The 26,508-nt window shown below is 72.8% G+C and carries 27 protein-coding genes and 1 riboswitch; of the genes, 19 read left to right on the top strand and 8 right to left on the bottom strand.

Going from position 1 to position 26,508, the window contains the following annotated elements:
- Positions 1 to 2: 2 nt before the first annotated feature.
- Complete coding sequence (locus AB0J76_RS23245; RefSeq protein ID WP_352330105.1) at positions 3 to 1,082, bottom strand: exo-alpha-sialidase; 1,080 nt, start codon at positions 1,080 to 1,082, stop codon at positions 3 to 5.
- A 213-nt stretch (positions 1,083 to 1,295) separates the two neighbouring features.
- Here AB0J76_RS23245 and AB0J76_RS23240 point away from each other — a divergent pair, with 213 nt between their 5' ends.
- Positions 1,296 to 2,066: a helix-turn-helix transcriptional regulator gene (locus AB0J76_RS23240; protein WP_358009331.1), complete on the top strand. Its 771-nt coding sequence runs from the start codon at positions 1,296 to 1,298 to the stop codon at positions 2,064 to 2,066.
- A 19-nt stretch (positions 2,067 to 2,085) separates the two neighbouring features.
- On the opposite strand, the gene AB0J76_RS23235 is transcribed toward AB0J76_RS23240, so the two are convergent.
- Positions 2,086 to 3,204 carry a globin domain-containing protein gene (locus AB0J76_RS23235; RefSeq protein WP_352330101.1) on the bottom strand — a complete coding sequence of 373 codons (1,119 nt, stop codon included), beginning with the start codon at positions 3,202 to 3,204 and terminating at the stop codon, positions 2,086 to 2,088.
- 349 nt (positions 3,205 to 3,553) lie between these two features.
- On the opposite strand from AB0J76_RS23235, the gene AB0J76_RS23230 reads away from it, so the two are divergent.
- From AB0J76_RS23230 to AB0J76_RS23215, 4 genes are read left to right on the top strand one after another with little or no spacing between them, the layout of a single operon-like run.
- A complete protein-coding gene (locus AB0J76_RS23230; protein ID WP_364390415.1) occupies positions 3,554 to 4,240 on the top strand; it encodes a gamma-glutamyl-gamma-aminobutyrate hydrolase family protein in 687 nt (228 codons plus the stop codon).
- 9 nt (positions 4,241 to 4,249) lie between these two features.
- Positions 4,250 to 5,164 carry an alpha/beta hydrolase gene (locus AB0J76_RS23225; RefSeq protein ID WP_364390413.1) on the top strand — a complete coding sequence of 305 codons (915 nt, stop codon included), beginning with the start codon at positions 4,250 to 4,252 and terminating at the stop codon, positions 5,162 to 5,164.
- Complete coding sequence (locus tag AB0J76_RS23220; protein ID WP_364390411.1) at positions 5,161 to 5,940, top strand: enoyl-CoA hydratase/isomerase family protein; 780 nt, start codon at positions 5,161 to 5,163, stop codon at positions 5,938 to 5,940. Before AB0J76_RS23225 ends, AB0J76_RS23220 begins: the two co-directional genes overlap by 4 nt.
- 44 nt (positions 5,941 to 5,984) lie before the next feature.
- Positions 5,985 to 6,536 (top strand): hemerythrin domain-containing protein, encoded by a 552-nt coding sequence (locus AB0J76_RS23215; protein ID WP_352325628.1) that lies wholly within the window; start codon positions 5,985 to 5,987, stop codon positions 6,534 to 6,536.
- 6 nt (positions 6,537 to 6,542) lie between these two features.
- Here the strand turns inward: AB0J76_RS23215 and AB0J76_RS23210 are convergent, their stop codons facing one another.
- The gene (locus tag AB0J76_RS23210; RefSeq protein WP_352325627.1) at positions 6,543 to 7,724 is read right to left on the bottom strand and encodes an acyl-CoA dehydrogenase family protein; all 1,182 of its coding nucleotides are present in this window, start codon (positions 7,722 to 7,724) and stop codon (positions 6,543 to 6,545) included.
- 26 nt (positions 7,725 to 7,750) lie between these two features.
- Positions 7,751 to 8,341, bottom strand: a complete 591-nt coding sequence (locus AB0J76_RS23205; protein ID WP_352325625.1) for an SAM-dependent methyltransferase — start codon at positions 8,339 to 8,341, stop codon at positions 7,751 to 7,753.
- A gap of 128 nt (positions 8,342 to 8,469) precedes the next feature.
- Between AB0J76_RS23205 and AB0J76_RS23200 the strand changes: the two genes are divergently transcribed.
- The 5 genes from AB0J76_RS23200 (at position 8,470) to AB0J76_RS23180 (ending at position 12,582) form a co-directional block, all read left to right on the top strand.
- Positions 8,470 to 10,062: a histidine kinase gene (locus tag AB0J76_RS23200; protein WP_352325624.1), complete on the top strand. Its 1,593-nt coding sequence runs from the start codon at positions 8,470 to 8,472 to the stop codon at positions 10,060 to 10,062.
- Positions 10,059 to 10,757 carry a response regulator transcription factor gene (locus tag AB0J76_RS23195; RefSeq protein WP_352325623.1) on the top strand — a complete coding sequence of 233 codons (699 nt, stop codon included), beginning with the start codon at positions 10,059 to 10,061 and terminating at the stop codon, positions 10,755 to 10,757. Before AB0J76_RS23200 ends, AB0J76_RS23195 begins: the two co-directional genes overlap by 4 nt.
- Before the next feature lie 62 nt (positions 10,758 to 10,819).
- Complete coding sequence (locus AB0J76_RS23190; RefSeq protein ID WP_352325622.1) at positions 10,820 to 11,239, top strand: hypothetical protein; 420 nt, start codon at positions 10,820 to 10,822, stop codon at positions 11,237 to 11,239.
- A 10-nt stretch (positions 11,240 to 11,249) separates the two neighbouring features.
- The gene (locus AB0J76_RS23185; RefSeq protein WP_352325620.1) at positions 11,250 to 11,840 is read left to right on the top strand and encodes a phosphoribosylanthranilate isomerase; all 591 of its coding nucleotides are present in this window, start codon (positions 11,250 to 11,252) and stop codon (positions 11,838 to 11,840) included.
- Complete coding sequence (locus AB0J76_RS23180; RefSeq protein ID WP_364390407.1) at positions 11,833 to 12,582, top strand: GNAT family N-acetyltransferase; 750 nt, start codon at positions 11,833 to 11,835, stop codon at positions 12,580 to 12,582. The genes AB0J76_RS23185 and AB0J76_RS23180 overlap by 8 nt, the downstream gene beginning before the upstream one ends.
- Before the next feature lie 89 nt (positions 12,583 to 12,671).
- Here AB0J76_RS23180 and AB0J76_RS23175 read toward each other — a convergent pair whose 3' ends face one another.
- On the bottom strand, positions 12,672 to 14,306 hold the full coding sequence (locus AB0J76_RS23175; RefSeq protein WP_352325618.1) for a hypothetical protein: 1,635 nt from the start codon (positions 14,304 to 14,306) through the stop codon (positions 12,672 to 12,674).
- 181 nt (positions 14,307 to 14,487) lie between these two features.
- Between AB0J76_RS23175 and AB0J76_RS23170 the strand changes: the two genes are divergently transcribed.
- The 8 genes from AB0J76_RS23170 (at position 14,488) to AB0J76_RS23135 (ending at position 24,438) form a co-directional block, all read left to right on the top strand.
- Entirely contained in the window at positions 14,488 to 15,069 is a 582-nt protein-coding gene (locus AB0J76_RS23170; protein WP_352325617.1) for a CDP-alcohol phosphatidyltransferase family protein, read from the top strand.
- Between the two features lie 4 nt (positions 15,070 to 15,073).
- Positions 15,074 to 17,578, top strand: a complete 2,505-nt coding sequence (locus AB0J76_RS23165; protein ID WP_352325616.1) for a mannose-1-phosphate guanyltransferase — start codon at positions 15,074 to 15,076, stop codon at positions 17,576 to 17,578.
- A gap of 261 nt (positions 17,579 to 17,839) precedes the next feature.
- Positions 17,840 to 18,352 (top strand): FHA domain-containing protein, encoded by a 513-nt coding sequence (locus AB0J76_RS23160; protein WP_352325615.1) that lies wholly within the window; start codon positions 17,840 to 17,842, stop codon positions 18,350 to 18,352.
- A gap of 23 nt (positions 18,353 to 18,375) precedes the next feature.
- Positions 18,376 to 19,002 (top strand): MerR family transcriptional regulator, encoded by a 627-nt coding sequence (locus tag AB0J76_RS23155; RefSeq protein WP_352325613.1) that lies wholly within the window; start codon positions 18,376 to 18,378, stop codon positions 19,000 to 19,002.
- A gap of 132 nt (positions 19,003 to 19,134) precedes the next feature.
- Positions 19,135 to 19,605: a bifunctional nuclease family protein gene (locus AB0J76_RS23150; protein ID WP_090771501.1), complete on the top strand. Its 471-nt coding sequence runs from the start codon at positions 19,135 to 19,137 to the stop codon at positions 19,603 to 19,605.
- Positions 19,606 to 19,752: 147 nt separating this feature from the next.
- Positions 19,753 to 20,373: a MerR family transcriptional regulator gene (locus AB0J76_RS23145; protein WP_352325612.1), complete on the top strand. Its 621-nt coding sequence runs from the start codon at positions 19,753 to 19,755 to the stop codon at positions 20,371 to 20,373.
- Positions 20,374 to 20,421: 48 nt separating this feature from the next.
- Positions 20,422 to 20,518, top strand: a riboswitch (glycine riboswitch).
- Positions 20,519 to 20,684: 166 nt separating this feature from the next.
- Positions 20,685 to 23,510 (top strand): aminomethyl-transferring glycine dehydrogenase, encoded by a 2,826-nt coding sequence (gcvP, locus tag AB0J76_RS23140; RefSeq protein WP_364390404.1) that lies wholly within the window; start codon positions 20,685 to 20,687, stop codon positions 23,508 to 23,510.
- Positions 23,511 to 23,637: 127 nt separating this feature from the next.
- A complete protein-coding gene (locus AB0J76_RS23135; RefSeq protein WP_352325609.1) occupies positions 23,638 to 24,438 on the top strand; it encodes a hypothetical protein in 801 nt (266 codons plus the stop codon).
- Between the two features lie 18 nt (positions 24,439 to 24,456).
- Here the strand turns inward: AB0J76_RS23135 and AB0J76_RS23130 are convergent, their stop codons facing one another.
- The gene (locus AB0J76_RS23130; RefSeq protein ID WP_352325608.1) at positions 24,457 to 24,819 is read right to left on the bottom strand and encodes a hypothetical protein; all 363 of its coding nucleotides are present in this window, start codon (positions 24,817 to 24,819) and stop codon (positions 24,457 to 24,459) included.
- A gap of 82 nt (positions 24,820 to 24,901) precedes the next feature.
- Here AB0J76_RS23130 and AB0J76_RS23125 point away from each other — a divergent pair, with 82 nt between their 5' ends.
- Positions 24,902 to 25,537 (top strand): alpha/beta family hydrolase, encoded by a 636-nt coding sequence (locus AB0J76_RS23125; protein ID WP_364390401.1) that lies wholly within the window; start codon positions 24,902 to 24,904, stop codon positions 25,535 to 25,537.
- On the opposite strand, the gene AB0J76_RS23120 is transcribed toward AB0J76_RS23125, so the two are convergent.
- Together AB0J76_RS23120 and AB0J76_RS23115 are read right to left on the bottom strand one after the other, a co-directional pair.
- A complete protein-coding gene (locus tag AB0J76_RS23120) occupies positions 25,494 to 25,691 on the bottom strand; it encodes a DUF5999 family protein (protein ID WP_125637444.1) in 198 nt (65 codons plus the stop codon). The two genes, AB0J76_RS23125 and AB0J76_RS23120, sit on opposite strands and share 44 nt — an antisense overlap.
- Positions 25,692 to 25,889: 198 nt before the next feature.
- Positions 25,890 to 26,429 carry a TetR/AcrR family transcriptional regulator C-terminal domain-containing protein gene (locus tag AB0J76_RS23115; RefSeq protein ID WP_352331216.1) on the bottom strand — a complete coding sequence of 180 codons (540 nt, stop codon included), beginning with the start codon at positions 26,427 to 26,429 and terminating at the stop codon, positions 25,890 to 25,892.
- Positions 26,430 to 26,508 lie beyond the last annotated feature (79 nt).

Raw genomic sequence — 26,508 nt, 5'->3', positions numbered from 1 at the left:
GGTCAGAGCACCGCCGCGCGCACGCTCAGCACGTCGGGCAGGTGGCGGGCGACCTGCGACCAGCTCTCGCCGTCGTCGCGCGAGCAGTGGACCTCGCCGTCGCGGGTGCCGAAGAACAGCCCGGCGGGGGAGGCGGTCATCGCGTCGCGCAGCACGGTGGCGTGCACCGGACCCTCGGGCAGGCCCTCGCCCAGCTCCTGCCACGTGGCGCCGGCGTCCTGGCTGCGGCAGACCCGGTAGCGGTGGCCGACCGGGGTGCGGTCGACGTCGGCCGTCAGCGGCAGCACGAAGATCGTGTCGGGGCGGGTGGGGTGGACCACGATGGGGAAGCCGAAGTCGGAGGGCAGCGCGGTGCCGATGTCGTGCCAGCTGCCGCCGAAGTCGTCGCTGCGGTAGACGCCGAAGTGGTGCTGCAGGTAGAGCCGGTCGGGCCGGGCGGGGTCGAGGCAGACCTTGTGCACGCACTGCCCGAACTCGGGGTACTGCTGCCCTTCCGGCAGGAAGGGCGCCCGGATGCCCTGGTTGGCGGCCTCCCACGACATGCCGCCGTCGCGGGTGCGGTAGAAGCCGGCCGCCGAGATCGCGATGCCCATGACCTCGGGGTCGGTGGGATGGGGGACGATCGTGTGCAGGCACAGCCCGCCGCCGCCCGGCTGCCATCGCGGCCGGTGGGGATGGTCCCACAGGCCCTCGACCAGCCGGTAGCTGACGCCGTTGTCCTCCGAGCGGAACAGCGCGGCCGGCTCCACGCCGGCCCACACCACGCCCGGCTCCGACGGCGAGGGCGTGAGCTGCCACACCCGGGCCAGCGTCGCGTCGGTCTTGTCGGGGAAGGCGATGGGCGGCTGGGGGGCCTCGTCCCAGGTCTCGCCGAGATCATCGGAGTACATCACGGACGGACCGAAATGGCCGTATTCGATACCGGCCAGCAACCGGGGTGTGCCTCCCCGGGTGTCGATGGCCACCGAGGGCACCGCGACCGTGGAGAACCGGATCGGCTCGATCTCGAACGGGCCGCCGCCCGCCGAACGGGCGAGGAACAGGCCCTTGCGGGTGCCGATCGCGAGGACTGCGTCACTCATAGCATCGCTCCCATGTTCGCTTGCCGCCATCGTGCCACGCGCGCGGCGGCGGTGCCGAGGACTGGGAGATTTGCCGCACGCCTGCCCCCCGGCCGTCCCCGGACGGCCGGAGCGGCACGGGCATTACCTGGCAGGTAATCGTGATACTTCCCTCGCAGCGCTAGATTTCCTGACATGGGAGCAGTAGCGATACAAGAAGAGACTTTTGGTGATTTGTTGCGTTCGTGGCGGCAGCGGCGCCGGGTGAGCCAGCTCGACCTGGCCATCGAGGCCGACGTCTCCTCCCGGCACGTCAGCTTCCTGGAGACCGGCCGCGCCCGGCCCAGCCGCGAGATGGTGATGCGGCTGGCCGAGGAGCTGGACGTGCCGCTGCGCCACCGCAACCGGCTGCTGGTCGCCGCCGGGTTCGCGCCGGTCTTCCCCGAGCGTGAGGTGCGCGCCCCGGAGATGGCCGTCGTCCGCCAGGCGCTGGACAAGATCCTGGCCGGGCACGAGCCGTACCCGGCGCTGGTCGTGGACGCGGCGTGGAACCTGGTGGCGGCCAACTCGGCGGCCGCCATGTTCATGGCCGGCGTGCCCGCCGAGCTGCTGGCCGAGCCGGTCAACGTGATGCGGCTGTCGCTGCACCCCGACGCGATGGGCGGCAGGCTGCTGAACCTGGCCGAGGTCCGCGCCTACCTGCTGCACCAGCTCCGCAGGCAGGCCGAGGCGTCGGCGGACGGCCGCCTGGCCGAGCTGCACGACGAGCTGGCCGCCTACACCTACCCCGGCGTCAACCTCAACGTGGCCCACGTGCCGGGACCGGGCGACATCCTGCTGCCGCTGCGCATCGCCGACGGCGACCGCGTGTTGTCGATGTTCACCACCATCGCCACCTTCGGCACGCCGATGGACGTGACCGTCTCGGAGCTGGCCATCGAGACGTTCTGGCCGGCCGACGAGGAGACCGCCGCCGCCTTCCGCCGCGACCCGGCGGCCTCCTGACGCCCCCGGCGAGGACGTTCTAGCGTTCCCCCGGGACGACGTCGCGGTGGATGCGCGACAGCGGCACGCCGTCGGCCCGCAGGCGGCGCACGGTGCCGTCCACCATGCCGCCCGGGCCGCAGACGTAGACGTCGTGCTCGCACCAGGAGTGGAAACGCCCGGTCACCTCGGGCAGGTGGCCGCGCATCCCGGCGTAGGAGGGGTCGCCCGAGACCACCGGCAGCACCTGCAGCCACGGGAAGGACGCCTGCATCGCCAGCAGGTCGGGCAGGTCGTACAGCTCGTCGGCGGTGCGCGCGCCGTGCAGCAGGTGGATCCGCGGCCGGCGGCCCGAGGCGATGACGTGCTCGACGATCGCCTTCAGCGGGGCCAGCCCGGTGCCGCCGGCCACGCACAGCAGGTCGCGGGCGCTGTGCTCGCGCGGCGTCATCGTGCCCATCGGCGGCCCGAGCATGACCGTGTCGCCGATCCTGGTGTGCCTGGTCAGCGCCGTGGACACCCAGCCGCCCGGCACCGAGCGCACGTGCAGCGTGACCGTCTCGTCCGGGCGCGGCGCGTTGGCGATGGAGAACGTGCGCCACACCCGCGGCCAGCGCGCGGTCTGGACGGTGACGTACTGGCCCGCCGTGTACGGCAGCCGCTGCGCGGGCCGCAGCGTGATCACCGCGATGTCGGGACGGCGCAGCTCGTGGTCGACGACCTCGGCCGGCCACCAGGCCGGCGTGACGCCCGCCTGCGACTCGGCCGACTCGATCATCAGGTTCGCCGCCGCCGTGTACGCCGACACCCACGCCGCCTCGATCTCGTCGTTCCACACCTCGGCGGCGAAGCGCCGGATCGTGGCCAGCAGGGCGGTGCCGACGGCCGTGTAGTGCTCGGCGAGCACCCCGTACTTGCGATGGTCCCTGCCGAGCTGGCCGAGGTAGGCGGCCAGGCCGTCCGGGCTGTCCAGGCTCCACACGATCCTGGTCAGCGCGCCGAACAGCCGGTCGCGCTGGACGTCCATCGCGGGCGGGAACATCCCCCGCAGGTGCGGGCTCGCGGCGAACAGCCGCCCGTAGAAGTACGCGGTCGCCTTGTCGGCCACGGGCTCGACGAGTGAGAAGCTCTCCTTCACCAGTCGCGGATTCAACGACATGCACTCAACCCCACCCCATTGGGCCGGAAATTCGATTCCGGCCGCGTCGGCCACCTCCTGACGGCTCCGGGTCGTGAACGCGCTGCGTGCCCCGGCACATCCGGCGCGCTCGGAAATGAGTCTTACACCACCTCTGATGCGTCACAACCGATTCACCCCAATTGCGATATGGGCTTTTCCGGCGGAGAAAACGAATAAAAGTGATTTTCGTCTTTCGGTTTCCGCTGTTTCCCGCCGGACGGCGCAGGCGTAGCATCCCGCCATGGCGGTCCTCCACCCCGGCCCGGCGAGGCCCGGCTGACCGCCGGGACGGCCTCCCGCCTGCCCTGACCCGCCCCTGGAGATCCGCATGTCCCGACCGCTCATCGGCATCACCGCCTACCTGGAGGCCGCCCGCTGGGGCGACTGGGTGCGCGAGGCCGTGCTGTCACCGCCGTCCTACGCCAAGGCGATCGAGCGGGCCGGCGGCGTGCCGGTGCTGCTGCCGCCGCTGGACCCCCACCTCGCCGGCGACCACGTCGGCGGCCTGTCCGGCGTCCTGCTGGCCGGCGGCGCCGGCCTCGGGGCCGCGGCCTACGGCGGCGAGCACGACGAGCGGGCGCCCGAGCCGCAGCCCCACCGCGACCGGTACGAGCTGGCCCTGGCCGGGGCCGCCGTCCGGGCCGGCCTGCCGATCCTGGCGATCGCCCGCGGCCTGCACGTCCTCAACGTCGCCCGGGGCGGCACGGTGATCCCTTGGCTGCCCGAGGTGCTCGGCCACGAGCGGCACGGCGCGCCGGGCGCGGTCCACGACATCCAGGTGAGCGTGTCGAGCAGGCTCGGCAAGGCCGTCGGCGACCACGTCGAGGCGGTCGCGCCGCACCACCAGTCCGTGCGCCGCCTGGGCAGCGGCCTGCTCGCGGTGGCCTGGGCCGACGACCAGATCGTCGAGGGCGTCGAGCTCCAGGGCCACCGGTTCTGCGTCGGCGTCCAGTGGCATCCCGAACGCGGCGGGGACAATCGGCTCTTCGATGCGTTCGTCGAGGCGGCCCGCTAGGCTGCGCTCATGCCGCTGCACCCCCAGGCGCGGGACTACGTCGCCCTCTACCCGTCGGACCTCAACACCGACCTGGCCACGCTCGACCTGGCCACGATCCAGGAGATGCGCGCGCACGACGGCCTCGCGGCCCAGCGGGGGCCGCTGACCAACCTCCCGTTCGTCCGCGACGAGCTGGCCGGCGACGTGCCGATCCGCATCTACCGCGCCGACCCCGGCGACGGCCTGCTGCCCGTCGTGGTCTACTTCCACGGCGGCGGCTGGGTCTTCGGCAGCGTCAGGCGCAACGACGCGCTCGGCCGCGACCTGGCCCTGCGCACCGGCGCCGTGGTCGTCTCGGCCGACTACCGGCTGGCCCCGGAACACCCCTTCCCGGCCGCCGCCGACGACGCCTGGACTGTCGTGCGCGACGTCTTCGCCAGGCCCGCCTTCTACCAGAGCAACGGCAGCGTGGCCGTCGTCGGCGACAGCGCGGGCGGCAACCTGGCCGCCGTCGCCGCCTGGCGGGCCGCCGGGTCCGGCATCCGGCTGGCCCACCAGGCGCTGGTCTGCCCGGTGCTCGACACGGCCATGGACACCCCCAGCTACCGCGCCTACGCCAAGGGCTTCGGCCTCGACGCCGCCGAGATGGCCTGGTTCGCCGAGCGCTACGCGGCCGGCGCCGACCCCGCCGACCCGCTGCTGAGCCCGCTGCGCATCGCCGACCTGACCGGCCTGCCGCCGGCCACCGTCCTCACCGCCGAGTACGACGTGCTCCGGGACGAGGGCGAACACTACGCCCGCCGCCTGGCCGACGCCGGCGTGCCGGTGGAGGCGCGCAGGTTCGACGGCGCCGTCCACGGCTTCTTCGGCCTGCCCGGCCTGTTCGACCAGGCGGCCGAGGCCAGGCAGTACATCGCCGACCGCCTGCGGGAGCACCTGTGACCTACACCAAGCTCAAGCTCGACACCCCGGCCGAGGGCGTGCTGCGCGTCACGATCAGCGAGCCCGGCAGGCTCAACGCCGTCGACATGACCGGCCACCGCGAGCTGAGCGAGATCTGGCGCGAGGCCGACCGCGACGACACCGTCCGGTCGATCGTGGTCAGGGGCGAGGGCACGGCGTTCTCGGCCGGCGGCGACCTGTCGATGATCGAGGAGATGACCCGCGACCACGCCACCCGGATGCGCGTGTTCGCCGAGGCCCGCGACATCGTCTACAACGTGCTCAACTGCTCCAAGCCGATCGTCTCGGCCGTCCAGGGCCCGGCCGTGGGCGCCGGGCTCGCGGTGGCGCTGCTGGCCGACGTCTCGGTCGCCGGCCGCACCGCGCGCATCATCGACGGCCACACCCGGCTCGGCGTCGCCGCCGGCGACCACGCCGCGATCATCTGGCCGCTGCTGTGCGGCATGGCCAAGGCCAAGTACCACCTGCTGCTGTGCGAGCCCGTCACCGGCGAGCAGGCCGAGCGCATGGGCCTGGTCAGCCTGTGCGTCGACGACGACCAGGTGCACGACAAGGCCATGGAGATCGCGGTCCGGCTCGCCCAGGGCTCCCAGGAGGCGATCCGGCTGACCAAGTACTCGCTCAACAACTGGCTGCGCCTGGCCGGCCCGTCCTTCGACGCCTCGCTGGCGATGGAGTTCCTCGGCTTCACCGGCCCCGACGTGGTCGAGGGCGTGCGCGCGGTGCGCGAGAAGCGGCCGCCCGCCTTCGGCTGAGCCCGGCGCGTGTGCTTGTCCGGGCCCGGGGTAGGCGCACTTCCATGACGGACAACGATGTGGTCGACCTGCTGGTGCGCCAGCACGAGCAGATCAAGAGCCAGTTCACGGAGGTCGAGAACGCTGCCCCCGAGGACAAAGCAGCGGCTTTCCAGAAGCTGGTGCGCCTGCTGGCCGTCCACGAGACAGCAGAGGAGGAGATCGTCCACCCCTACGCGCGCCGCCACGTCGACGACGGCGACGACCTGGTGGACGAGCGCCTGGCCGAGGAGAACGCGGCCAAGGACATGCTCACCCAGATGGAGCGGGCGGGCGTCGACGACCCGCAGTTCGCGGCCAACCTGGCCACGCTGCGCAAGGCCGTCGTCGAGCACGCCGAGGCCGAGGAACGCGAGGAGTTCCCCAGGCTGAGGCAGGCCGCCGGCGAGAAGGAGCTGCACGCGATGGCGATCGGGGTCAAGGCCGCCGAGGCGATCGCGCCCACGCATCCGCACGCCGGCGTCGAGACCGCGCCGAAGAACCTGCTGGCGGGCCCGCCCGCCGCGATCATGGACAGGGCCCGCGACGTGATCCGCAAGGCGACGGGCAGGGCCTGAGGGCCGTCAGAAACTCCGGGGCAACCCGAGCACCTGTGTCGCGAGGTAGTTGAGCAGAAGCTCCTCCGTCACGGGTGCCACCCTTCCGATACGGGCGTCGGCCAGCAACCTGGCCACCGGGTACTCCAGCGAGTACGCCATGCCGCCGTGCGTCTGGAACGCGGCGTCGGCCGCCTCCCACGCGGCCTGGGAGGCGGTCAGCTTGGCGATGTTGGCCTCGGTGCCGCACGGCAGCCGCCGGTCGAAGGACCAGGCCGCCTTGTACAGCATCAGCCGGGCCAGCTCGATCTTGGCCTTGACCTGCGCCAGCGGGAACGCGATGGCCTGGTTGGCGCCGATCGGGCGGCCGAACACCTCGCGCTCCTTGGCGTAGCCGACCGCCACCCGCAGCGCCACCTCGGCGCCGCCCAACGCGGAGGCGGCCAGCAGCACCCGCTCGGGGTTGAGGATGTCCCACAACACGGCCGCGCCGCCGTCCACCTCGCCGACCACGCTGGTGGCGGGCACCCGCAGGTCGTCGACGAACACCATGTTGGACGGCGTGGTGTTCGCGCCCATCTTGGGGATCGGCCGGAAGGACAGCTGCCCGGCGGCGACCGCGTCGGGCACGTTCACCAGGAACACGGTCAGCCCGTGGGTGCGCGGCCTGGCCTCGGCCGCCGGGACCGTCCTGGTCACCAGCAACATCCAGGTGGCGCGCTGCACGCCGGTGATCCAGATCTTCTGGCCGTTGAGCACGTAGTCGCCGCCGTCCCGGCGGGCCGAGGTGGTGATCGCCAGCGAGTTGGAGCCGGCGTCCGGCTCGGTCAGGGCGAAGCACGTCTCGACCTCGCCCGTGGCCAGCCGGGGCAGCAGCTCGGCCCGCTGCTCGGCGGTGCCGTGCCGGGCCAGGGTGAGCGCGCCGAAGCCGGGGGTGAGCACGTACGTGAAGGCCGACCCGCCCGCCGCGCCCGAGCTCGCCAGCGTCTCGGTGGCCACCGCCAGCTCCAGCAGCCCCTGCCCGCCACCGCCGTACTCCTCCGGCACGGCCAGGCCCAGCCAGCCGCCCTTGGCCAGGTCGGCCCAGACCTCCTCCGGCCAGCGCTTGTCGCTCTCGCACCGCTGCCAGTAGTCGAGGTCGTAGCGGGCGCAGATCTCGGCGACGCCGCGCTGGACGGCCTGGGCGCTCTCGGGAAGGGTGAAATCCATCACGCCATCGTAGAATCTCGTTCTGTTCAGGGTCGAGGTCTGCGGGCGTGGAAGACGAAGGCCGGCGGCGTGTTGCGCCACACCGTACGTCCGGGCACGACCTCCTCGAACCGCTCGGCCAGCAGCGCCCGGAACCGCCGGGCCGAGCTCAGCGGGATGGCGTGGATGTAGGAGAAGGTGGTGAAGGCGGCGCCGGGGCTCATCACCGACGTCACCGCGTCCAGCAGCTCGTGCTGCAGCTCCGTGGGGAAGGCCGCCCACGGCAGGCCGCTCACCACGACGTCGGCGTGGCCCAGCCCGCGCCCGGCCAGCAGCTCGCCCAGGCGCGCGGCGTCCGCGTGGGCCACGTCCACGGCGGGGAAACGCGCCGCGAGCAGCCCCGCGAGCCGCTCGTTCACCTCGACGGCCAGGTGGTGGCCGCGCCCGGCCAGCCGCTGCTGGATCTCCGCCGTGAACGGGCCCGTGCCAGGACCGAGCTCCACCACGGTCGGCTCGCCACGCTCCGGCACCGGCGCGCAGACGGCCGCGGCCAGCCGGCGCGAACTCGGGGCGACGGCGCCGATCACGGCGGGGGCGCGCAGGAACTGGCCGAGGAACATTGCGGTGTCGTTGGACATGGCCCCGAACGTATCGGGAAGATCACCCTCTGCGCTCCCTCCTCTGGACGAACCTGCGGCCACTAGGAGGAGACGGGGTCCTCCGCACGGAGGATCAGCTATCGGGCGAGGGTGGATAGCGTGAGGCCATGCGTTGGCGTGGTGTGCCGCTCGATGTCCTGCTCGCGGCATCTGGCGTGGGGCTGGACCTGTTGACGACGGCCCACGCGGGCGACACCGCGTACCTGCCGGCGGCGATGAACATCCCCATGGCCCTCCTGGTGGGCCTGCCCATGGGGTTCGTACGGCGGCGGCCGCTGGCCGTCACCCTCTACCTGGCCGCCTTTCTCGTGCTCAGCGACCAGCTCGGCTCCTACACCTCCAACACCGCGCAGATCCTCATCTGCGTCGCGCTCGGCGTGGTCGGCTTCCGCGTCCCGTGGCGGCCCGCCATGGCCGGTGTGGGCGCCACCGTCCTGGCCACGGCGGTCAACATCGCCGACCCCGGCATCGCGATGACCGGCAACACCTGGATGTACTCGGTGCTGCTGCCCGTCTTCCCCACCGTGCTCGGGGCCTACCTGCGCAGCTCGGCCGAGCGGCTGGAGGAGCGCGACGTCACGCCCGACGCGCTGCTGGCCGCCGGCGGTGTGGCCATCACCGTGCTCAGCACCTGGACCTCCTGGCACAGCGGCGCCCTGCCCGTGTGGGTGATCGGCCTGCTGGCCGTGGTCGGCGGGCTGTCGCTCGGCGTCGCCCGGCGCCTGCCCGGCCTGGTCCTGCTGCTGCAGGCCGTGCTGCTGATCGCCGCCGACACCTACCTGAACGACGCCGTCAACACCTGCCTGATCCTCACGCTCATCGCGATCGGCGTGTTCTCCATGCGCGTGGCCTCCTGGGCCTGGACGGGGGCCGCGTACCTCACCGGCTGCCTGCTGGCCGCCATCGCCGTCGTCGGCGAGGGCACCGAGGTCACCCCGCTGCGCGTCGGCGTGCTGATGACGCTGGTCGCCACGCCCATCGCGATCGGCCGCTACCTCGGCATGCGGCAGGCCGCCGCCGCCGCCGAACGCCTGCGCGCCGAGGAGTCGGCCCGGCTGGCGGTCGCCCAGGTGCGCGCCGACCAGCTCGCCGAGCGCGAGCGCATCGCCCGCGACGTGCACGACATCGTGGCCCACCACGTCGGCGCCATGGTGCTGCGCGCCAGCGCCGCCCGCTACACCGCGCCCGACGGGCCGGTCGCCGACGCGCTGTCCGACATCCGCGAGACCGGCCACCAGGTGCTTCAGGACCTGCGTGACCTGCTCGACCTGCTGCGCGACCCCGACCGCGGCCCCGACCTGCTGGCCAACCCCGCCGACGTGGTCCGCGAGTCCGCCGAACGCATGGCCGCCGCCGGCCTCGTCGTCGATCTCGACCTCGACCCGGCCAGCGACCGCGCCCCGCTCATCGCCCGCGCCTCCGCCGCGCGCATCGTCCAGGAAGGTCTCACCAACGTGCTGAAACACGCCGGGCCCGGCACCCGGGTCCGCGTCACCGTCGCCCCCGCGCAGGAAGGGTTGTCCATCGAGATCCGCAACGGCCGCCCGCCCACCGCCATCGAGCGGCTGCCCTCCTCCGGCCGCGGCCTGGCCGGCATGCGCGAGCGGGTGCGCGCCCTCGGCGGCACCCTCAGCGCCGGCCCCGACGGCGACGGCGGCTGGCTGCTGCTGGCCAGCCTGCCCGCCAGGAACGCCGCGTGATCCGCGTGCTGGTCGCCGACGACCAGGCGCTGGTCCGCGCGGGCGTGCGCATGTTGCTGCAGGCCGCGGGGGACATGGAGGTCGTGGGCGAGGCCGAGGACGGCGCCGAGGCCGTCCGCCTGGCCGAACGCCACGTGCCCGACGTCATCCTCATGGACCTGCGCATGCCCCGCGTCGACGGCCTGGAGGCGACCAGGCGGGTGCTGGCGGCCCGCCCGGCGGCCCGCGTGGTCGTGCTCACCACCTTCGCCGAGGACGCCGACGTGCACGCCGCCCTGCGCGCCGGCGCCGTCGGCTTCCTGGTCAAGGACGACGAGCCGGAACGCATGGTCGACGCCGTGCGCAGGGCCGCCGCGGGGGAGCAGCTGCTGGCCCCCTCGGTGCTGCGCCGGGTCGTGGAACGGTTCCTGGCCGCCGAGGAGCAGGCCGCCGCGCCGCCGCCGTCCGGGCTGACCGAGCGGGAGCTGGAGGTGCTCGCCCTGGTCGGCACCGGCCTGTCCAACGCCGAGATCGCCGAGGAGCTGCACGTCGGCGTCACCACCGTCAAGACGCACATCGCCGCCGCCATGGACAAGCTCGGCCTGCGCAACCGCATCCAGGCCGCCGTGGTCGCCCACCGCACCGGTCTCGTGGACGCCGCCTTCCGGCCGGTCCGTCCGCCACGTGGGGGACCGGGGGGTCATCCCGCAGGCTGACGACCGTATGCGGCCGCCCTCGACACGATATGGGTCCTTCGTTCGCAGAAAGGATCCACATCATGGGGGAGACACAGGTCATGCCGCGTCCCGGCACGACCCGGCAGGTGTCGGCCGGCCTGCTCTACAGCCTGCGCGTCGCCATCATCGCCCAGGCCGCCGCGCTGCTCGTGGCCGCCTCGTTCGCCGGGCAGGCCGTGTCGGCGGGCGGCGGGCCGGTGGCCGAGACGCACGTCATGGCGGGCATGGTCGTCCACCTGGTGGCGCTCGTGCAGATCGTGCTGGCGATCCTCGTCTGGCGGCCCGGCCGCGGCGCGGGCTGGCCGGTGTGGGCCAGCGTCGCGCTGTTCGTCGTCGGCGGGCTCCAGCACGTCACCTGGCTCTGGCTGGGCGCCCACGTGCCCAACGGGGTGCTGCTGTTCGGCCTCATCGGCGCGCTGCTGATCTGGTCGTGGTCGCCGTCGGCGGCGCGGCGCCGCTAAGGTCTGAGGTGTGTATGTGAAGATCTGCGGGTTGAGCGAGCCCGAGCACGTCGAGGCCGCCGTCGAGGCTGGCGCCGACGCCATCGGGTTCGTGCTCACCCGGAGCCCGCGCAGGGTCACGCCGGAGCGGGCGGCCGAGCTGGCCGCGCCGATCCCGGCCCACGTGCTCACCGTGGGCGTCTTCCGGGGCGAGACCCCCGAGGAGGTCCGGGCCGCCGCGCTGGCCTCGGGCGTGCGCGCCGTGCAGCTCCACGGCCACCACCCCCACGCCGACTTCACCGCGCTGAAAGACCTCGGCCGGCCGCTCGTGCGGGCCGTCGACGCCGCCGCCGACCTGCGATGCGGCGCCTACGACGAAGACCTGCTCATCGTCGACGCCCCGCGCCCCGGCTCGGGGGAGCCCTGGGACTGGGCGGCGGTGCGCGGCCGCCCGTCCGGCCGGTGGATGCTGGCCGGCGGGCTCGACCCGGCCAACGTCGCCGAGGCCGTCGAGGCCGCCGGCCCGTGGGGGGTCGACGTGTCCAGCGGCGTCGAGACCGCGCCGGGCGTCAAGGACTCCGCCCTGATCAGGGCCTTCCTGCGGGCCGCGCGCGGTGGCTGACGAGCTGGCGCGGGCCCTTTCCTTCCTGCACGGCTTCGCCCGCCGCAAGGCGCCCGTCGTGGCGCCGGTCCCCGGCGGGTTCGCGGTGCTCGACGCGCGCTACCCGATGTCGCACGACGACAACAAGCTCGTGGTCTGCAGCGGCGCCCCGGGGCCGGTGCTCGCGGCCGCCGAGGAGCGGCTCGCCGGGCTCGGCCACCGGCTGGTGTGCGTCGACGACGACCGGCTGGGCCATGAGTTCCGGCCCGCCTTCGCCGCCGCCGGATACAGCCACGAGACGAACGTCGTCATGGCCTTCCGCGGCGCAAGCCCCTCCGCGTCCGCGGCTGCCACTGAGCGGCTGACGCTGGAGGAGCTGCTGCCCGTGCTGCGCGAGGAGTGGCGCGCGTCGCTGCCGCAGGCGCCGCAGAGCGTGGTCGACGGGCTCGCCGCCCGCGCCGCGGCCCGCGCGTCCGCCGCTGACGTGGTCGAGTTCCACGCCGTACGCGCCCCCGGCGGTGAGATCGCCGCCCACGCCGACCTCTACGTGCACGAGGGCGTCGCCCAGATCGAGAACGTCTACACCATGGAGCGCCACCGCGGCCAGGGCTTCGCCCGCGTCCTGCTGACCGCGCTGACGGCCGCCACGGCCGGCGCCGAGCTGACGTTCCTGGTCGCCGACGCCGCCGACTGGCCGCGCGAGTTCTACGCCCGCCTCGGCTTCGAGCCGGTCGGCCACACCCACGCCTTCCTGCGCACCTGACCGCCCGGCCCGACCGCCCGGCCTGCCCCCGACCTGACCGCCCGTCCCGACCGCCTGGCCCGACCGCCCGGACGGGCCTGGTGGCGCGCTCAGGTGCCCAGCCAGCGGGTCAGGGCCACCGCGGCGGGCCCGAGCAGGGCCAGCACGGCTCCCGACAAGGCGTGCACCACCGTGTACGCCAGCAGCGGCGTCCCGTTCCCCGACATCGCGCGCACCCCGCCCAGGACGGCCGTCAGGCCGTGCTGCCCGGTCACCGCGCCCAGCACCAGCGGCGGCGGGACCATCATCAGCTTGGCCCCCATGGCCAGCGAGATCACCACCGGCACGGCGGCCGTGGCGACCGCGCCCAGGGCCGCCTGCCAGGCGTGCCGCGCCACCAGCTCCACCGCCGCCGGCCCCGCCGACAGCCCGAGCGCCGCCACGAACACGCCGAGCGCCACCTCGCCCACCACCCGCGCGGCGCCCGCGTCGTACTGCCCGAAGCCGGCCCGTCCCGCCCGTGCCCGGCCGAACACCAGCCCGGCCGCCAGGCAGCCGAGCGACGCCGTCAGGCCGCCCGCCAGGCCCGCCACCAGCCCCGCCACCAGCCCGGCGGCCAGGTAGACGACGTCGGCCCGCCGCCCGGCGTCCGCCCGCGCCCCGAGCCAGGACGCCGCCCGGTCCACGTCCCGCTTCAGCCCGGTCACCCGCACCACGTCACCGGCGCACAGCTGCGTGCCGGGCCGGACCGGCAACCGGCACCCCACCCGCCGCACCTCGCACACGTGCAGGTCCTGCACCCCCTGACCGGACAGCCCGGCGCGCAGCTCGCGCACGGTCGCCGGCGGCCTGCCCCCGAGCATGACGTCGGCCACCTCCAGGTCCAGGTCGAGCTCCCGCCCGCCCGGCACCTCGGGCCCGACCACCGCGCCGGCGTTGACGACGTCCTGCCGCACCCCGACGACCACCACCTCGTCGTCCCGCCGCAGCAGCGTGTCGGGGCCGAACGGGATCGGGCGGCCGTTCCTGCGCAGCCGCTCCACCGAGACCCGGGTGCCCATCGCGATCTCCGCCTGCCCGACCGTCCGGCCCTCGCCGGTGGTGACCTGGTGGGCCCGGCCCAGCACCGCCGGCGGCGGCGTCTCCTCCGCGCCGTCCAGCCGCCGCCACAGCGCCGCGGCCTCCTCCCGGGGGTCGAACCGGAGCGCCGCGGGCGCGGCCCTGACGGTCAGCAGCGCGATGGTGACCAGGGCGAGGAGGTAGGACAGGACGTACGCGGGCCCGAGCGCCTGCTGCGCGACCCCGGCGCCCTGCAGGGCGTCGGCCGCCGTGCCCAACGCCACCGGCCCGGCCGCCGCCCCGGCGACCAGCCCGGCCGTGACGCCCGGGTCGAGCCCGAGCGCGTCCGCCGCCAGCGCCGCCACCGCCAGCGCCCCGACGACCTCGACGACCGTGAACCACAGGTACCGCAGGTTGCGCCCGGAGAACGCCGCGAAGAAGGCGGGCCCGAGGGTGTAGCCGAGGGTGAAGGCGAAGATCGAGAAGGCGATCACGCGCACCTGCTGGTGGACCTCGACGCCGCCGGTCAGCAGCCCGACGGCGAGGGCGGCGGCCAGCGTCCCGGCCACGCCGCCGAGGGCCACGCCGCGGAACCTGAGCCTGCCCAGGGCGAACCCGAGGGCCAGGCAGAGGAACAAGGCGATCTCCGGCGCGTCCCGCAGCACGCCGGACTCCCAGGGCCACATCCGATCCCCCCAAGGCAGGCCGGCGACGCGGGGGGATCGATCATCCAGCCTTTTCCCGCCCCCACATGCCGCGAAACGCCACCAACCCCCGTCGGCCCCCGCGTCCGGGCGGGGGAGTGCGGGCGGGGAATGGTCCCTGGTGGGGCGTCTGTGCCCGAGTTCCACGCAGTAGGGTCTCTGCGTGAGCGAAACTTCCGCCGAGGACCGGATCTGGACGGTTCCCAACCTGCTGAGCTTCCTGCGCCTGCTCGGCGTGCCCGTGTTCCTCTGGTTGGTTCTGGGGCCCAGGGCGGACGGGTGGGCCATCGCCATCCTCATCGTGGCCGGGTTCACCGACTGGCTCGACGGCAAGATCGCTCGCGCGTTCAACCAGACCAGCAAGCTCGGCCGGGTGATCGACCCGGCCGCCGACAAGCTGTACGTCTTCGCCACGATCCTGGCGTTGCTGCTGCGCGAGGTCATCCCGTGGTGGCTGGTGGCCGTCATCGTGGCGCGGGAGCTCTTCGTCGCCTGTTCGTTCCCCGTACTTCGCAAACACGGATATAAGGCACTTCAGGTGCATTTCCTGGGCAAGGCCGCCATGTTCAACCTCATGTACGCCTTCCCGCTGCTCTTCCTCGCCTCCCACACCGGGTGGTATGCCGATATAGCGCGAATTGCCGGGTGGGCCTTCGCGCTCTGGGGCACGGGCCTGTATTGGTGGGCAGGGATCCTGTATGTGGTGCAGGTGCGCCAACTCGTAACCGCGACCACGAAGGAGTGATCGGGTGAAGGCGGTCGTCATGGCGGGCGGGGAGGGGACTCGGCTGCGTCCGATGACCGCCAACCAGCCCAAACCTCTGCTCCCGGTGGCCAACCGCCCGATCATGGAACACGTCCTGCGCCTGCTCAAACGGCACGGCATCACCGAGACGGTCGTCACCCTGCAGTTCCTGGCCGCCCTCGTGCGCAACTACTTCGGCGACGGCGACGAGCTGGGCATGAACCTCCAGTACGCCACGGAGGACCTGCCGCTCGGCACCGCGGGCAGCGTCAAGAACGCCGCCGCCCGCCTGCGCGACGACCGCTTCCTGGTCATCTCCGGCGACGCCCTCACCGATATCGACTTATCCGACATGATCCGTTTTCATCGCGAAAATTCGGCTCTTGTCACCATCGGTCTGAAACGCGTTCCCAACCCGCTCGAATTCGGGATCATCATCGTCGACGAGAGCGGACGCGTGCAGCGCTTCCTGGAGAAGCCCACCTGGGGCCAGGTCTTCTCCGACACCGTCAACACCGGCATCTACGTCATGGAGCCCGAGATCCTCGACGCCGTCGCCGACGGCGAACCGGTCGACTGGTCCTCGGACGTCTTCCCCGCCCTCCTGGAACGCGGCGCCCCCATCTACGGCTACGTCGCCGACGGCTACTGGGAGGACGTCGGCACCCACGCCAGCTACCTCAAGGCCCAGGCCGACGCGCTGTCCGGCCGGGTCCGCCTCGACATCGGCGGCTTCGAGCTCTCCCCGGGCGTCTGGGTGGCCGACTCGGCCACGGTCGACCCCGACGCCGTCCTGAAGGGACCGCTGCTGATCGGCGACTACGCCAAGGTGGAGGCGGGCGCCGAGCTGCGCGAGTACACCGTGCTCGGCAACAACGCGGTCGTGCGCGAGGGCGCCTTCCTGCACCGCGCGGTCGTCCACGACAACGTCTACCTCGGTCCCGGCGCCCACCTGCGCGGCTGCGTCATCGGCAAGAGCACCGACGTGATGGGCGGCGCCCGCGTCGAGGAGAACGCCGTCATCGGCGACGAGTGCGTCATCGAGGCCGAGGCGTACGTCTCCAGCGGCGTCAAGGTCTACCCGTTCAAGACCATCGAGGCCGGCGCGGTCGTCAACACCAGCGTCATCTGGGAGTCGCGCGGCCAGCGCAACCTGTTCGGCCCGCGCGGGGTCAGCGGCCTGGTCAACGTCGAGATCACCGCCGAGCTGTGCGTCCGGCTGGCCGGCGCGTACGCCACCACCCTGCGCAAGGGCGCCTACGTCGTCACCTCCCGCGACTGCTCGCTGGCCGCCAGGGCGCTCAAGCGGGCCGTCATCGGCGCCCTGACCGCCGCCGCGATCAACGTCCTGGACCTGGAGGCCGCGCCGCTGCCGGTGGCCCGCTTCCACACCGCGCGCGAGTCGGCCGCCGGCGGCATCGCCCTGCGCACCACGCCCGGCGACCCGCAGAGCGTCGACATCGTCATCATGGACGACCGCGGCGCCGACCTGCCCCCGGCCGCCCAGCGCAAGCTGGAGCGCGTCTTCTCCCGCCAGGAGTACCGGCGGGCCTTCCCCGGCGAGATCGCCGAGCTGCACTACCCGGCCAGGGCCGTCGAGGGCTACACGCACGAGCTGATGCGGGCCATCGGCGTCACCGGCGTCAAGGACATGAAGGTCGTGGTCGACTGCGCCGGCGGCACCTCCTCCCTGGTGATGCCCACGCTGCTCAGCCGCGCCGGCGTCGAGGTGCTCACCGTCAACGCCCGGCTGGACGACGTCTCGCCCACCGAGACGCTGGCCGAGCGCCGCCGCGACCTGCAACGCCTGTCGGAGCTGGTCAGCTCCTCGCGGGCGGCGTTCGGGGTGCGCTTCGACCCGGTCGGCGAACGCATCGCGCTGGTGGACGAGACCGGCCAGCTCATCAGCGAGGAACGCGCCCTGCTGGTCGTGCTGGACCTGGTGGCGGCCGAGCGCCGGGGCGGCCGGGTGGCCCTGCCGGTCACCACCACCCGGGTCGCCGAGCAGGTCTGCCGCTTCCACGGCGTGCAGGTGCAGTGGACCTCGACCGCGCTCGACGCCCTGACCTCCGCCGCCCAGGGCCCCGACATGATCTTCGCGGCCGACGGGCGCGGCGGGTTCGTCGTGCCGGAGTTCAGCCCGGCCATCGACGGCCTGGCCGCGTTCATGCGCCTGCTGGGGCTGGTGGCCCGCACCCGGCTGTCGCTCAGCCAGATCGACGCCAGGATCCCCGAGGTCAAGCTGCTGCGGCGGAGCGTCCCGACCCAGTGGGCGGCCAAGGGCGCGGTGATGCGCTCGGTCATCGAGGCAGCCGAGGCCGAGCCCGACGGCTGGCGCGTGGACACCACCGACGGCGTGCGCGTCGCCCGCGACGACGGGTCGTGGGTGCTGATCCTGCCCGCCGCCGCCGAGCCGGTCACCGACCTGTGGGCCGAGGCCCCCGACATGGACGGCGCGCAGGCGTTGCTCGAACGGTGGGCCCGCGTGGTCGAGCAGGCGGCCGTCTGATCACGTAGAGTAGCGGAAAAGCCTTCGCCCGAGATGTGCGCGCGGAGTGCCGCAAGATCGTAATGTAGAAACGCGCGGCGGCATGGACCACGGGGTGGGGGCGGCGGTAACTTTGTCAGCGTCCGAACCGCAGTCCAGCGCCCCGCCTTGACCTTTGCCGCTGATCAGCGTAAGTTGCGGCATTCGCAAACTTGAAGAGCGAAGGCAGGCGCGTCCCCAGCACCGTCGCCGCGTCTTCGCGGTAGGAGGCCGAGCCGATCGATGCCGAGCGTCTACTGCACGCAGTGCGGGCACGCCAACCCCGAGGATGCCCGTTTCTGTTCCCGCTGTGGGTCACCGCTGACCAGACCCGAGGTCTCCGGGGACACCACGTCGACGATCTCGGTCGCGGGAATCGAGGCGTACGAGGCTGAGACAGGCGACATGCTCCTGGCCGAACGGGCGCTGGTCGAACAGCTCCCGCCCGGCACGGCGTTGCTCACGGTGACCAGAGGGCCCAACCAGGGCAGCCGGTTCCGGCTGGACAAGGACCTCACCACGACCGGGCGCCACCCGGAGAGCGACATCTTCCTCGACGACATCACCGTCTCGCGCCGCCACGTCGAGTTCTACCGCCACCGCGGCGGCCAGTTCTCCGTACGCGACGTGGGCAGCCTCAACGGCACCTACGTCAACCGGGAGCGCATCGAGGAGGTCCCCCTGCACTCCGGAGACGAGGTGCAGATCGGCAAGTTCCGCCTCGTCTTCCTGATGAGGGTCAACGCCGGCGCATGAGCTCACAGGCGGCACGCTCGCACATGAGCATCGGGGAGGTGCTCGCCCTGCTGCAGGGCGAGTTCCCCGACGTCACCGTGTCCAAGATCCGCTTCTTGGAGGGTGAGGGGCTGATCGAGCCCGAGCGCAGCCCCTCGGGCTACCGCAAGTTCACCCATCTCCACGTCGAGCAGTTGCGGTTCATCCTGACCGAGCAGCGCGACCACTACCTGCCGCTTCGGGTGATCAAGGACAGGATGGCCGAGAGCTTCGGCCGTCCGCGCGCGGTGCAGCAGGCCCAGGAGATCCGCTACGACCGGGCCCAGCTGCTGGAGGCGGCCGGCATCGACGAGGAGACCCTCGCCGAGCTGGAGGACTACGGCCTGCTCGCCCCCGTGGCCAGGCGCTACGACGAGGAGGCGCTGAAGATCGCGCGCACCGTCGGCGCCCTGGCCCGTTTCGGCCTGCACGCCCGCCACCTGCGCGCGGTCAAGGCCGCCGCCGAGCGGGAGTGCGGGCTGGTCGAGCAGACCGTCGCGCCCATACTCAAGCGGCGCGCGCCCGGCGCCATCGGCGAGGCCGACGAGGCTGCCAGGGAGTTGTCCACCCTCCTGCTCGACCTGCACGCCTCCCTGGTGCGCCTCGGCGTCAGGTCTGTCCTGGGCCGTTGAGGGCACGGAGCTGGAAGGCCGGGGCACATTCCACGCCTGCCGGGTGTTACGTTGAAATACACAAGCGTGTAGCAGAAACGACCCAGTCAACAGCTGTGCCGGGCGACCGGCCGGTCGAATACGGAGCAGCCCGTGTTGCAGATGGAGGTCGTGGGCGTTCGAGTTGAGATGCCCACAAATCAGCCGATCGTCTTGCTCAAGGAGGCACACGGGGAACGGTTCCTTCCGATCTGGATCGGCATGACCGAGGCGACCGCGATCGCCCTGGCGCAGGCCGAGGAGCCGCCGCCCCGGCCGCTCACGCACGACCTGTTCAGGGACGTGCTGAGCGCGCTCGGCGTCGGGCTGCGCGCGGTCAACATCGTGGCCCTGCGTGACGGCATCTTCTTCGCCGACCTGGTGTTCTCCAACGGCGTGGAGGTCAGCGCCCGGCCCTCCGACTCGATCGCCCTGGCGCTGCGCACCGGTGCGCGCATCTTCGCCAGCGAAGAGGTCGTCCAGGAGGCCGGTGTGATCATCCCTGACGACCAGGAGGACGAGGTGGAGAAGTTCAGGGAGTTCCTTGACACGATCACTCCCGAGGACTTCGGCAGGGCGGGGTAGGTATTTCAGTGCATTTACGCTTCACGACGCGCCGAGCCGGATCGTTGACTGAGCATGGTCACGGTCCTACGGTGCAAGTGAAACCCGTGGTCGCCCTTTACGAACCCCCAGATCAGGCCATGGGATGAGAGAAAGCCGGAGGTCCGCGTGGCGGTCAGCAGCGGCGAGGGAAAGACGGCCGGCCAGGAAGATCCGGTGCGGCGCGAGAGCGCGCGGCAGCGTGCCGGAGAGCAGGGCCTGCTCTTCGACGAGCAGCCTGCGACCGTGCCCGACGACATCGGATACCGCGGGCCCACAGCCTGCTCGGCGGCCGGCATCACCTACAGGCAGCTCGACTACTGGGCGCGCACGGGCCTGGTCGAGCCCACGATAAGAGCCGCGCACGGCTCGGGCTCGCAGCGGCTCTACAGCTTCCGCGACATCCTGGTGCTCAAGGTCGTCAAGCGGCTGCTCGACACCGGGGTGTCGTTGCAGCAGATCCGCACCGCCGTGCAGCATCTGCGTGACCGCGGGGTCGCCGACCTCGCGCAGATCACGCTCATGAGCGACGGTGTCAGCGTCTACGAGTGCACCTCGGCCGACGAGGTGATCGATCTGCTCCAGGGCGGCCAGGGCGTGTTCGGCATCGCGCTCGGCCGGGTCTGGCGAGAGGTCGAGGGCTCCCTCGCGGAGCTGCCGGGGGAACGGGCGGCGGTCGAGGACACCGTCCCGGCCGACCATCCCGCTGACGAGCTCGCCAAGCGGCGTCGCGCACGCCGCACGGGGTGAGCTGAACCGCTGAACACACCGTAGTAATCTAGGACAGAGTAAGGCTGATGACCCCGTGCGGGAGAGTCCCTGGGCTTCGGTCCTGGGGCGCCGAAGGAGCAACCCTCCCCGGAATCTCTCAGGCATCCCGTACCGCTCGGGTGAGGCAACTCTGGAAAGCAGGTGCGCCCGCCAGGCGCACCTCACCGACGGTGCAAGCCCCACGGTGGGGTGAAGCTCTCAGGTCGCGATGACGTCGCGATGACAGAGGGGGAGATCCGGCACTCGCCCGCGCCCTGGCGCCGGTCTCCAAGCCTCGGGAGGCAACCTCCATGACCGACCTGTCCGCTCCGCCGTTCTCGTCCAGGCACATCGGCCCATCGGAGTCCGAGCAGCAGCGCATGCTCGAGGCCGTGGGCTTCGAGTCCGTCGGCGATCTGGTGGCCGTGGCCGTGCCCGAGGCCATCAGGGTCAAGGACCGGCTCAAGCTGCCGGCCGCCGCGAGCGAGACCGAGGCCATCGCCGAGCTGCGCGAACTGGCCTCCCGCAACCGGGTGCTGACCTCCATGATCGGCCTGGGCTACTACGACACCGTCACGCCCGCCGTCATCCGGCGCAACCTGCTGGAGAACCCGGGCTGGTACACCGCCTATACGCCGTACCAGCCGGAGATCTCGCAGGGGCGCCTGGAGGCGCTGCTGAACTTCCAGACGGTCGTCTCCGACCTGACCGGCCTCGACGTCGCCGGCGCCTCCCTGCTGGACGAGGCCACCGCCGCGGCCGAGGCCATGACGCTGGCCCGCCGCGCCGGCAAGTCCAAGAGCGACGTGTTCGTCGTCGACGCCGACACGCTGCCCCAGACCAAAGCCGTGCTGGCCACCCGCGCCGAGCCGCTCGGCATCACGCTGGTCGAGCACGACCTCGACGGCGAGCTGCCCGAGTGCTTCGGCGTGCTCGTCCAGTACCCGGGCGCCTCGGGCCGCCTGCGCGACTTCCGCGACGTGGCCGCCAGGGCGCACGAGGCGGGCGCGCTCGTCGTGGCCGCCGCCGACCTGCTGGCCCTCACGCTCGTGGCCGCCCCCGGCGAGCTGGGCGCCGACATCGCCGTCGGCTCCTCCCAGCGCTTCGGCGTCTCCTTCGGGTTCGGCGGGCCGCACGCGGCCTACATGTCCGTACGCGAGGGCCTGCAGCGGCAGATGCCCGGCCGCCTGGTCGGCGTGTCGGTCGACGTCGACGGCGACCCCGCCTACCGGCTGGCCCTGCAGACCCGCGAGCAGCACATCCGCCGCGAGAAGGCCACCAGCAACATCTGCACCGCCCAGGTCCTGCTGGCCGTGATCGCCGGCATGTACGCCGTCTACCACGGCCCCGAGGGCCTGCGCCGGATCGCGCACCGCGTGCACCGGCACGCCGTCGCGCTGGCCGGCGGGCTGCGCGAGGCCGGCCTGGAGGTCGTGCACGGCGAGTTCTTCGACACCGTGCTCGTCCGCGTGCCCGGCAGGGCCGCCGAGGTGGTGGCCGCCGCCGCCGAGCGGGGCGTCAACCTGTGGCAGGCCGACGACGACCACGTCTCGATCGCCTGCGACGAGAAGACCGGCGCGGCCGAGCTGGTCAAGGTGTGGGCCGCCTTCGGCGTCGAGCGCGAGGAGGTGGCGCTGGAGGCCGACGCGCTGCCGGACGGGCTGCTGCGCGAGTCGGACTACCTGACCCACCCGGTCTTCCACAGCCACCGCTCCGAGACCGCGATGCTGCGCTACCTGCGCAGGCTCCAGGACAAGGACATCGCGCTCGACCGTTCGATGATCCCGCTCGGCTCGTGCACGATGAAGCTGAACGCGACCACCGAGATGGAGCCGATCACCTGGCCGGAGTTCGCCGGCGTGCACCCGTACGCGCCGGAGGCCCAGACCGAGGGCTACCGGGAGCTCATCGGCACCCTGGAGGGCTGGCTGGCCGAGGTGACCGGCTACGACGCCGTCTCCATCCAGCCGAACGCCGGCTCCCAGGGCGAGTTCGCCGGCCTGCTGGCCATCCGCGCCTACCACCAGGCCAACGGCGACACCGGGCGGGACGTGTGCCTGATCCCGTCCTCGGCCCACGGCACGAACGCGGCCAGCGCCGTCATGGCCGGCATGCGGGTCGTGGTCGTGGCCTGCGACAGCGACGGGAACATCGACCTGGCCGACCTCGACGCCAAGATCGCCAAGCACCGCGACAAGCTCGCCGCGATCATGGTGACGTACCCGTCCACGCACGGCGTGTACGAGGAGTCGATCACCGAGGTGTGCGCCAAGGTGCACGAGGCCGGCGGCCAGGTCTACGTCGACGGCGCCAACCTCAACGCCCTGGTGGGCCTGGCCAAGCCGGGTGAGTTCGGCGCCGACGTGTCCCACCTCAACCTGCACAAGACGTTCTGCATCCCGCACGGCGGCGGCGGCCCCGGCGTCGGCCCGGTCGCGGTCCGCGGCCACCTGGCGGCCTACCTGCCCGGCCACCCGCTGCGCGACGGCAGCCCGGTCGGCCCGGTCTCGGCGGCCCCGTACGGCTCGGCGGGCATCCTGCCGATCTCGTGGGCGTACGTGCGGATGATGGGCTCCGAGGGCCTCACCGCGGCCACCGAGCAGGCCATCCTGTCGGCCAACTACCTGGCCCGGCGGCTGGCCCCGCACTACCCGGTGCTCTACACCGGCCGTGGCGGCCTGGTGGCCCACGAGTGCATCGTGGACCTGCGCCAGATCACCAAGGAGACCGGCGTCACCGTCGACGACGTGGCCAAGCGCCTGATCGACTACGGCTTCCACGCGCCGACCATGTCCTTCCCGGTGGCCGGGACGCTGATGATCGAGCCGACCGAGAGCGAGGACCTCGACGAGCTCGACCGGTTCGTGGACGCCATGATCGCCATTCGCGGTGAGATCGCCAAGGTGGCCTCCGGCGACTACGACACGACCGACAACCCGCTGCGCAACGCGCCGCACACGGCCGAGTCGGTCACCGCCGACGAGTGGGCCCACCCGTACTCGCGGACCGAGGCGGCCTACCCGCTGGCATCGCTGCGCGAGGGCAAGTACTGGGTGCCCGTGCGCCGCATCGACCAGGCGTACGGCGACCGCAACCTGGTGTGCTCCTGCCCGCCGCTGGAGGCGTACGAGGACTGATCCGCCCGCGCGGGTCCCCGCCCGGGGGCCCGCGCCGGACCCGGCCCAGTCCGGCACCGTCAAGTGAGCAGACATGATCGCGACGAGCCGTTAGGCTCGGTGCGATCCGTCGCCGGAAGGAGCTCTCTTGACGTTCTCAGAGCTGCAGACCCCGCCCCTCGACACCGCCCGCCGCCTGGCCGAGGGGGGCGACCTGGAGGGTGCGGCGGCGATCCTGACCGAGCTGGTCGCCGACCCCGACAGCCCCGACCGGGCCCAGGCGGCCGTGGGGCTGGCCGTGGTGCTCGACGAGCGCGGCGACACCGAGGCCGCCCGCGCCGCGGCCCGCACCGCGCTGGCCACCGGCCATCCCGAGTACGCCGCGCAGGCCGCCTGCCACCTGGCCCAGGGGTTCGAGCGCGAGGGCCGCGACGACCAGGCCAGGGCCGCCTGGCAGGCGGTGCTCGGCGTCGGCACGCCGGCCTACGTCCCGCTGGCGCACCTCGCGCTGGCCCGGCTGGCCGGCAGCCCCCAGGAGGCCGGCAAGGAGCTGCGCTCCGCCCTCGACGCGAGCCTCGACTCAGGCGACGCCGAGGCCGCCGCGCACGCGGCCCGCCAGCTCGCCGAGACGCTGCTGGAGTACGGCGACCCGGGGGAGGCCGCCGGGCTGCTGCTGGACGCGCTGGAGTTCGCCCCGGCGCGGGAGCTGCCGGGGCTGCGGGTGCTGCTCGGCATCGCGCACCTGGAACTGGCCTGCGCCGAGTTCGCCGAGGCCGTCGAGAGCGGGGCCGACCCCCAGACGGGCGCGCTGGCCATCGAGCTGCTGGCGCGCACGCTGCCGCTGCGCGGGCGCACCGAGGACGCCGGCCAGGTGTGGACCTACGGCCTCGAACACGAGGACCGGACCATGGCCGCCGAGGTCCGGCTGCGTTTCCACCGCGACACCTGAGTGCCGTGAGGGGAAGGCTCAGCCGCGGCGCATGATGGCCACGGCGGCGGCCACGTTGATGGCGACGATCGCCAGCCACGTGATCGTCAGGCCGACCAGCCCCGAGTTGCCCGCCGCGATGGCGGTCAGCGGGATGCCGAGACCCATCGAGCCCAGCGCGACGGGGATGATGGCGGCGCCATTGTTCTGCCGCTGCTTCGCCTTGGCCTTGACCGGCGCGAGGCCCTGGCCGCTCAGCTCGGCCTGGACGCGGGCGGCGATGGTGGCGTCGAGCCGTTCGACGAAGGACTCGACGAGCGCGGCCTCGTAGTCGGGGCCGAGGTCGCGGCGGGCGTCGAGGGTGGCCTGCAGGTCGTCCCGGATCGGGCGCATCTCTGACATGAAAGCCATCATCCCGGTTGTCCGGCGCGCCGTCATCAGACCTGGGAGCCAACGGCGGATCCTCCCCAGGTACGGTGCTGCCATGGAGATCATGACTCCGCGGGGGCCGGCGCTGGTGCAGGTCGACGAGGCAGCCGAGGCCCGGCTGCTGCTGGTGCTGACCCACGGCTCGGCCGGGGGAGTGGACGCGCCCGACCTGCTGGCCGTCCGCGACGCCGCGCTCGGGGTGGGCGCGACCGTGGCCAGGGTGTCGCAGGCGTTCCGGGTCGCGGGGGCGCGGGCGCCGGGCTCGGCCGCCCGGCAGGACGAGGCCTGGGAAGCGGTGCTGGGTGAGTTGCGCGCCGGGTGGCCGGGGCTGCCGCTGGTGCAGGGCGGCCGGAGCAACGGCGCGCGGGTGGCCTGCCGTACGGCCTCGGCGGTGGGCGCGGCGGCGGTGGTGGCGCTGGCCTTCCCGCTGCACCCGCCCGGCAAGCCGGAGCGTTCCAGGGCCGAGGAGCTGCGCGGGGCCGGGGTCGACGTGCTGGTGGTCAACGGGGACCGGGATCCGTTCGGAGTGCCGGATCCCGCGGACTGCGCCCGGCTGGTGGTGCTGCCGGGCGAGGGCCACGACCTGAAGCGGGACCCCGCCCGGGTGGGCGAGGTCGTGGCCCGGTGGATCGGCGGCTACGCCGCCGTCAGGCGGCGCCCACCAGGGGGTCGGGCCGGTGCGGCGCGATGACGGTGCCGCTGGGCAGCAGCTCCCCGGTGTCCTCGAACAGGACGACGCCGTTGCAGAGAAGGCTCCACCCCTGCTCGGGGTGGCATGCGAGGGTGCGTGCTGCCTCGCGGTCCGGCGCCTCGGCAGACGGACAGGCCGGGTCGTGCGGGCACATCGGCGTGCCTCCGATATCTCGTGGGTGCTCCCGGGAGAGGGACGGGAGCCGCTCGGGTTTGTTGTTCTGGCAAGTGTGCGACGTGTGTCACACGGTCCGACATAGCCCGTTCGGACTGTTACAGGAGGATCCCCCGGTCGTGTGACCTTCGACACAGCGTGCCTTATGCAGGATAACGGGCCAAGCGCGACACGCGCACTACGTTTGCAACCCCTTGAGCAAAGCGTCGAGCCCTCTTTCGAAGTCGACATCCGCTCTTTCGTCCCTCCTGACCCATTCATCGACTTCTGGGTCAGCCCATCCGGATTGCTGGACTTCGACCGCCACGCTGCCGAACACGAACGCCCGCAGCGCGCGCACGGCCTCCGGGGCGTCGCTCAGGCCGCCGTCGGCCAGTTGCTCGGTCTGCTCCCTGATGGCCACCGCGGTGGCGCCCTTGGGCGGCTTGGTCAGCGCCAGGGCGAGCACGCCCGGATGTTCGCGCAGCAGCTCCCGGCCCGCCCGGCACCACGCCCTGGCCGTCTCCTGCCAGGTGGCCGCCTGCTCCACGTGCACGGTCGTGACGTGCTCGGCCAGCGCGTCCATCAGCGCCTCCTTGCCGCGGGGCAGGTGGTGGTAGATGGCCATGGCCTCCACCTCCAGGGCGTCGCCCAGCCGGCGCATGGTGAGCCGGCGCAACCCCTGGCTGTCGGCGATGTGGAGTGCGGCCTCGATGATGCGCTCGCGGGAGAGTGGCACGGGAGGTCTCTTTGCGGGCATGGTGATCATCTTACTGGGCGGCCCCGTCCGTCGCCCGGTGTTCGGAGGCGGTGTCGGA

It is taken from the genome of Nonomuraea sp. NPDC049624 (assembly GCF_040675255.1).
Taxonomy (GTDB): domain Bacteria; phylum Actinomycetota; class Actinomycetes; order Streptosporangiales; family Streptosporangiaceae; genus Nonomuraea.
The sequence above is the reverse complement of the archived record's forward strand: the minus strand, read 5'-3'. Positions and strand labels throughout refer to the sequence as shown.